The organism is Acidocella sp. (assembly GCF_013044125.1).
Taxonomy (GTDB): Bacteria; Pseudomonadota; Alphaproteobacteria; order Acetobacterales; family Acetobacteraceae; genus Acidocella.
The window spans coordinates 1-6,249 of record NZ_JABEVC010000107.1; the positions used below are offsets into that span (position 1 = coordinate 1).

The window sequence follows — 6,249 nt, forward strand, 5'->3', positions numbered from 1 at the left end:
ACCTTGGCCAGGGGCAGTTCCACCACCCCCTCCATAACCTCCGGCACGCCGCGCACCACGGCCCAATAGGTCTTTTGCGCTCCCCCGCCCGCAAAACATGCCTGCGCCGCCAGCAACGCCGATTTTTTCAACGCGACCACCAGACAACCCGCCGTATCCTGGTCCAGCCGGTGCGCCAGCCACGGGCCATCGCGCCCCAGCCGCCATTGGGGGAAAAAATCCTCCACGCTCGGCCCGCCCGCGCGCCCGGCATGCACCGGCAAGCCAGCGGGCTTATCAACAATTATAAACCGCCGGTCCCGGTACAGCACGCCGGGGGGCGTCACCCGCGCAAATGCTCCGGCAATTTCAAACCCAGGCGGCGGGGAATGTCCCACTCCTCACGGATGCGCCGCACTTCCTTAAACCCGGCGGCCACATAGTTCGGCAACGCGCGCGGATGGTCCGCCGAACAGGTATTCACCGTCATCCCCCGCAACGGCGAGCCCCCGGCGAACACGCTGTCCACCGCCGCGTCCAGCAGCGGCTTGCCCAGCCCCTTGCCGATGAACGCCGGCATCAGACCGAAATAGTTCAGATTCACATTGGGCCAATACCCGGCATCGGTCTCAAAAAACCCCGCCACCTGCCCATCCACCCGCAACACATGAAACGCCACCGCCGAGTTCACCAGATGCCGCGCAAGCATATCATCGGGCATCATCCGGCGCAGCCACCACAGCCACGGGCCGCCAACCTCATTATACAGCATCCGGTACTCAGCCACGCTCAGCCGCTCGCGGCTTAACTCCGCCCCTGCCGGCAGCACCGCCAGCGGCCGTTTGGGCGCCTGATCCATGCGCAGGAACACCACCTCCACCTCAACCCGGTCGAAGGCTTCTCCCGGCATCACGCGCGCATAGTCCAGCATATCAGTCGTCAAGGAAGCTGCGCAGCTTGCGCGAGCGCGAGGGGTGCTTGAGTTTCCGCAGCGCCTTCGCCTCAATCTGGCGGATACGTTCGCGCGTCACGTTGAACTGCTGTCCAACCTCCTCCAGCGTATGATCGGTGTTCATGCCGATACCAAAACGCATGCGCAGCACACGCTCCTCGCGCGGCGTCAGCGAGGAGAGCACCCTTGTCGCCGCCTCGCGTAAATTCGCCTGCACCGCGGCATCAAGCGGGATAATCGCCCCCTTGTCCTCGATGAAGTCGCCCAGATGGCTGTCTTCCTCATCGCCGATCGGTGTCTCCAGCGAGATCGGCTCCTTCGCGATCTTCAGCACCTTGCGCACTTTTTCCAGCGGCATGCCGAGCTTCTCGGCCAGTTCCTCAGGTGTGGGCTCGCGGCCGATCTCGTGCAGCATCTGGCGCGAGGTGCGCACCAGCTTGTTGATCGTCTCGATCATATGCACCGGAATGCGGATGGTGCGCGCCTGATCGGCGATGGAGCGCGTGATCGCCTGACGGATCCACCACGTCGCATAGGTCGAGAACTTATAGCCCCGGCGGTACTCGAACTTATCCACCGCCTTCATCAGCCCGATATTGCCCTCCTGGATCAGATCCAGAAACTGCAAACCGCGGTTGGTGTACTTCTTCGCAATCGAGATCACGAGACGCAGATTGGCCTCGATCATCTCCTTCTTCGCCCGCGTGGAATCGCGCTCCCCGCGCGAGACGGTGGTATAAACCCGGCGGAACTCCTCAATTGGCAGCCCCCCTTCGGATGCCACCTTGCCAATCTGGGCGCGCAGCTCGCTCACCTGCGGGGTGAATTTCTTCACGAACTCCTTCCACCCCTTGCCCGGCAGCGCCGCCACATAATTCATCCAGCCGGGGTCCATCTCCCGGCCCCGGTAATGCTGCAAAAACTCCTCGCGGGTCACTTTCGCGCCCTCGGCAAGGCGCAGAATCTGCCCCTCCAACCCGTTCAGCCTCTGGTTCAGCACTTTCAGCTGCGCCACCAGCTCCTCGATACGGTTGTTGTGCAGCCGCACCTGCTCCACCTTGGCCACCAGCTCATCGCGCAGCTTCTCATAAGCCTTCTCCGAGCGCGAATTCACATCGCCCCCGGCCGTCAGGTTATCCAGCCGTTTCTGCTGGATTTTCGCCAGCTTTTCGTAGAGCTTCTCGATATCCTCGAAATACGTGAAGATTTCCGGCTTCAGCTTCTCTTCCAGCGCCGCCAGCGACATGCCGCCGCCATCGCCTTCCTCATCCTCATCGAGTTCCTCGGCGGCAGCGTCCGCAAACCCCTCCGTGGCCCCCGGCTCATTACCCGCCTGCATCGCCTCCAGGTCGATCACGTCGCGCAGCAGCACTCGGCCGTTGTTCAGCGCCTCATGCCAGGCGATAATGGCGCGGAACGTCAGCGGGCTCTCGCACAAGCCCCGGATCATCATATCCCGCCCGGCTTCTATCCGCTTGGCGATGGCGATCTCACCCTCGCGCGAGAGCAGCTCCACGGTTCCCATCTCGCGCAGATACATACGCACCGGATCATCGGTACGGCTGACCGAGCTTTCCGAGATATTGCCCGCCGGGCTTTCATCGTCCTCAGCGGCCTCTTCCTTGGGCGCGGCGGCGGCCTCGGCATCCTCGCCTTCCTCGCTCTCCACCACCTGAATGCCCATCTCCGAGAGCATCGCCATGATGTCCTCAATCTGCTCGGAGGAGTTCTGCTCCGCCGGCAGGACGGCATTCAGCTCATCGAAAGTGATGTAGCCGCGCTCCTTGCCCTTGGCGATCAGCCGCTTGACGGATGCCGACTGCGTATCGAGCACATTGGCGTCAGCTTCGGCCTCGGGGGCTGGGGTCTCGGTGGCGGTGGTCGCGGGCTTGATTGCCATGATCAGGCGGTACTCCGGGAATGACGGGGGCTGTATTATTTTACTATTCGTTATGTAGGCAAGAAGCTTGCCCCATTTAAGTCATGTGTCGGCGGCGCCGTACTCTCCGGCCATCGCCTGGCGCAACAGCTCATTATATTTAATGAGCCGGCTCCACGCACCGGCATCGTCCTGGTTTGCCTTCCAGAACCGCTCCTGCTCGTCACGCTGGGCACGCAACATCTCGATGCTGAAATCCATCAATATATACCAACTCCACCAGATTTCCGCGACCTGGGACAGGCTTGCATCAGGCGCGAGGCGGAAATCCCCAGCCGCATCGGCCGCGATCAGCCTCGCCTCACCGGCCAGACCAAGGTGGCTCAAGTGGGTGAACAGGCTTTCCGTGTCAAGGCTTTTCGCCTGCGCGGCATAGCTCCCAAGCGCCTCGCGGAGTCTTTCACAAGCCGGCGGCAGCCTCACCCTGGCAAACGCCTCCTCCACATCAGGGATCAACGCCGGATACGCCAGCAGCACCGCCAGCATCAGCCGCGCCCGCTTCTCCTGCGCCCCCGCAGCATCCGGCGGTGCCGCATCGCGCACAAACGCCGCCGGCTTCTTCGGCGCCCCCGGCTTGCCCGCCCGCCGCTCAGCAAAAAACCGATCCAGCAGCATCGCGCGATACTCTCCGGCCAGGTTTTTATCCGGTATCCGGCCCGCAACCTCTATCAAGCGCTGCCGGAATGCCGCGCGCGCCTCCGGCGTGGTGCGCGCCCCGCCTTCGGCCAGCATATCATACAAAGCGGCGGAAATCGGCTTCGCGCTCTCCAGCCTGGCCTTAAACGCCGCCGCCCCCTCGCGCCTGATCAGGCTGTCCGGGTCATCCTTTTCCGGCAAATTCAGGAATCTGAGGGATTTGTCAGCCCCCAGCGCCCCCAGCGCCATATCCGCCGTCTTCAGCGCCGCCCGCCGCCCCGCGGCATCGCCGTCGAAGCATATCACCGGCTCGGGTGAAAGCCGCCAGATCTCCGCCAGATGCTCCTCCGTCAGCGCCGTCCCCAGCGGTGCCACCGCCCCGGCGAACCCGGCCTGCGCCAGGGCGATCACATCCATATACCCCTCGGCGACAATCAGCGCCGCGCCCTTGCGCACCGCCTCGCGCGCCAGATTCAGCCCGTAGAGCGCGCGCCGCTTGGAGAACACCGCCGTCTCCGGCCCGTTCACATATTTGGGCTGGCCATCACCCATAATCCGCCCGCCAAAGCTGATCACGCTGCCCCGCCGGTCGGTAATCGGGAACATCACCCGCGAGAAATACATATCCACCGGGCCATGCTCGCCCTGCTTCATCAACCCGGCCTCAATCAGTTGCTCCGGCTTTATATTCTCCCCGCGCAACGCCGCCGCCAGCACGCCCCTGCCCTCGCCCGACCACCCCAAGCCAAACCGCCGTATGGCCGCATCCGTCAAACCCCGCCCGCGCAGATAATCCAACGCGGGCTTGCCCTGCGGCTCATGCAAAAACCTCTGGTACACCTTGCCCGCGGCCGCCAGCACCTCGGAAATCCCAGCCCGCCGCTGCTCGGCCTGCGCGGCCTGCGGGCTCGCCTTGGGCACCTCCAGCCCCGCTTCAGCGCTTAGGCTCTCCACCGCCTCCATGAACCCAGCGCCCGTGGTCTTCATCACAAACGTGATGACATCCCCATGCTCGCCGCAGCCAAAACAGTGATAATGGTCGTCATACACATAAAACGACGGCGTTTTCTCGCCATGGAACGGGCAGCACCCCTTAATATCCCGCCCCGCGCGCGTGAGCTTCACCGACCGCCCGATCACCCCGGCAATCGGCGTGCGCGCCCGTAACTCGTCGAGAAAGTTGGCGGGCAGCGCCATGGTTTCAGCCCAGCGCCGCCTTCACCGCGGCGGAGGCCACACCCATGTCCAGCGCCGCGCCGTGTTTGGCCTTCAGCGCGCCGATCACCTTGCCCATATCCTTGGCACTGGCCGCCCCGGTCTCGGCGATCGCGGCGGCAATCGCCTCCCTCAGCGCCTCACCGGCCAGCGTCTGCGGCAAAAATTCTTCAATAACAGCAATCTCCGCCTCTTCCTTCGCGGCCAGCTCCTCGCGCCCGCCCTGGCGGTACAACGTCACGGAATCCCGGCGCGATTTGATCATCGAACGCAGCATCGCAAAAATCTCGTCATCCGGTATGGCGGTAATCCCCTTCGGGCGGGCGGCGATATCGGTATCCTTCAACTTCGCCTGGATCATCCGCAGGGTCGAGGTCCGCTCGGCATCGCGCGCCAGCATGGCGGTCTTCACGGCGGCTGTAATATCTTCACGCAAACTCATGCTCATCCCCTTCGGAAAAAATTTCCAGCCCATTCGATATACGTTGAAGCTGGACAAAAAATCCGGTAGCAGATTTTCATGTCAATTTCCATCGCAGACCTCATCGACCTTCTGGGCGGCGCGGATGCCGCCGCCACGCTAACAGGCGTCTCGCCCGACGCCATCAGGAAATGGCGCACCTCCGGCGCCATCCCCTCCCGCCATTGGCCGGCCATCTGCGCCGCCACGGGCCTGAACATGGGCGATCTGCCCCGCTCCGCCGTGGAGAGCGACATACCGCCCGGCGCCACCGCCGCTTTGGTGCTGGCTGACGGCTCCGTCTTCTGGGGCCGCGGCCTTGGCGCGCACGGCACCAGCGCGCCCGCCGAGCTTTGCTTCAACACCGGCATGACCGGCTATCAGGAAACCCTGACCGACCCCTCCTACGCCGGGCAGATCATCACCTTCACCTTCCCCCATATCGGCAATACCGGCGCCAATGAGGAAGACTGCGAAGCGGCCCAGGTGTTCGCCCGCGGCCTTGTCCTCAAGGAGGACATCACCGCCCCCTCCAACTACCGCGCCACAACCGATCTGGACATCTGGCTCAAGCGCATGAACACCCCCGGCATCTCCGGGGTGGATACCCGTGCGCTCACCCTGCGCATCCGCGACCTTGGCGCCCCCTCCGCCGTGCTGTCCTTCCCGGCTGACGGCAAGTTCGACCTCGCATCCCTGGCCGCCACCGCCGCCGCCTGGAGCGGGCTGAACGGGCTGGACCTCGCCGCCGAGGTCTCCTGCACCCAGCCCTACGAATGGACCGGCGGCACCTGGAGCTGGGCGCACGGCTTCGCCACCCCCGAGACACGGCACACCATCGTCGCTGTGGATTACGGCGCCAAGCGCAACATCCTGCGCTCGCTCGCCTCCGCCGGCTGCCGTGTCATCGTCGTCCCCGCCGCCTCCACCGCGGCTGAAATCTTGCGCCACGAGCCGGACGGCGTGTTTCTCTCCAACGGCCCCGGTGACCCGGCCGCCACCGCCGCCTACGCCGTCCCCGCCATCCAGGGCGTCATGGAGGCTGGCGTGCCCATCTTCGGTATCTGC

General features: G+C 64.3%; 6 protein-coding genes. 1 reads left to right on the plus strand and 5 read right to left on the minus strand.

Features of this window, described 5'->3' with window-relative positions:
• The 5 genes from HKL97_RS06820 to HKL97_RS06840 form a co-directional block, all read right to left on the minus strand.
• Window positions 1-326, minus strand: a 326-nt coding sequence (locus HKL97_RS06820; RefSeq protein WP_291423727.1) for a pseudouridine synthase, incomplete at its 3' end; no start/stop codon positions are given.
• On the minus strand, window positions 323-910 hold the full coding sequence (locus tag HKL97_RS06825) for a GNAT family N-acetyltransferase (protein WP_291423736.1): 588 nt from the start codon (window positions 908-910) through the stop codon (window positions 323-325). The genes HKL97_RS06825 and HKL97_RS06820, both read right to left, overlap by 4 nt.
• A gap of 1 nt (window position 911) precedes the next feature.
• On the minus strand, window positions 912-2,831 hold the full coding sequence (gene rpoD, locus HKL97_RS06830; RefSeq protein WP_291423729.1) for an RNA polymerase sigma factor RpoD: 1,920 nt from the start codon (window positions 2,829-2,831) through the stop codon (window positions 912-914).
• Between the two features lie 81 nt (window positions 2,832-2,912).
• Entirely contained in the window at window positions 2,913-4,703 is a 1,791-nt protein-coding gene (gene dnaG / locus HKL97_RS06835; protein WP_291423730.1) for a DNA primase, read from the minus strand.
• 4 nt (window positions 4,704-4,707) lie between these two features.
• Window positions 4,708-5,163, minus strand: a complete 456-nt coding sequence (locus HKL97_RS06840; protein WP_291423732.1) for a GatB/YqeY domain-containing protein — start codon at window positions 5,161-5,163, stop codon at window positions 4,708-4,710.
• A gap of 78 nt (window positions 5,164-5,241) precedes the next feature.
• Here HKL97_RS06840 and HKL97_RS06845 point away from each other — a divergent pair.
• The coding region (locus HKL97_RS06845) for a carbamoyl phosphate synthase small subunit (RefSeq protein ID WP_291423734.1) at window positions 5,242-6,249 on the plus strand (1,008 nt) is incomplete at its 3' end.

Excerpts from the sequence above, each read along its gene's own strand:
- HKL97_RS06825 (WP_291423736.1), bottom strand. The coding sequence starts at position 910 with ATGCTGGACTATGCGCGCGTGATGCCGGGAGAAGCCTTCGACCGGGTT.
- rpoD (WP_291423729.1), bottom strand. The coding sequence starts at position 2,831 with ATGGCAATCAAGCCCGCGACCACCGCCACCGAGACCCCAGCCCCCGAG.
- dnaG (WP_291423730.1), bottom strand. The coding sequence starts at position 4,703 with ATGGCGCTGCCCGCCAACTTTCTCGACGAGTTACGGGCGCGCACGCCG.
- HKL97_RS06840 (WP_291423732.1), bottom strand. The coding sequence starts at position 5,163 with ATGAGTTTGCGTGAAGATATTACAGCCGCCGTGAAGACCGCCATGCTG.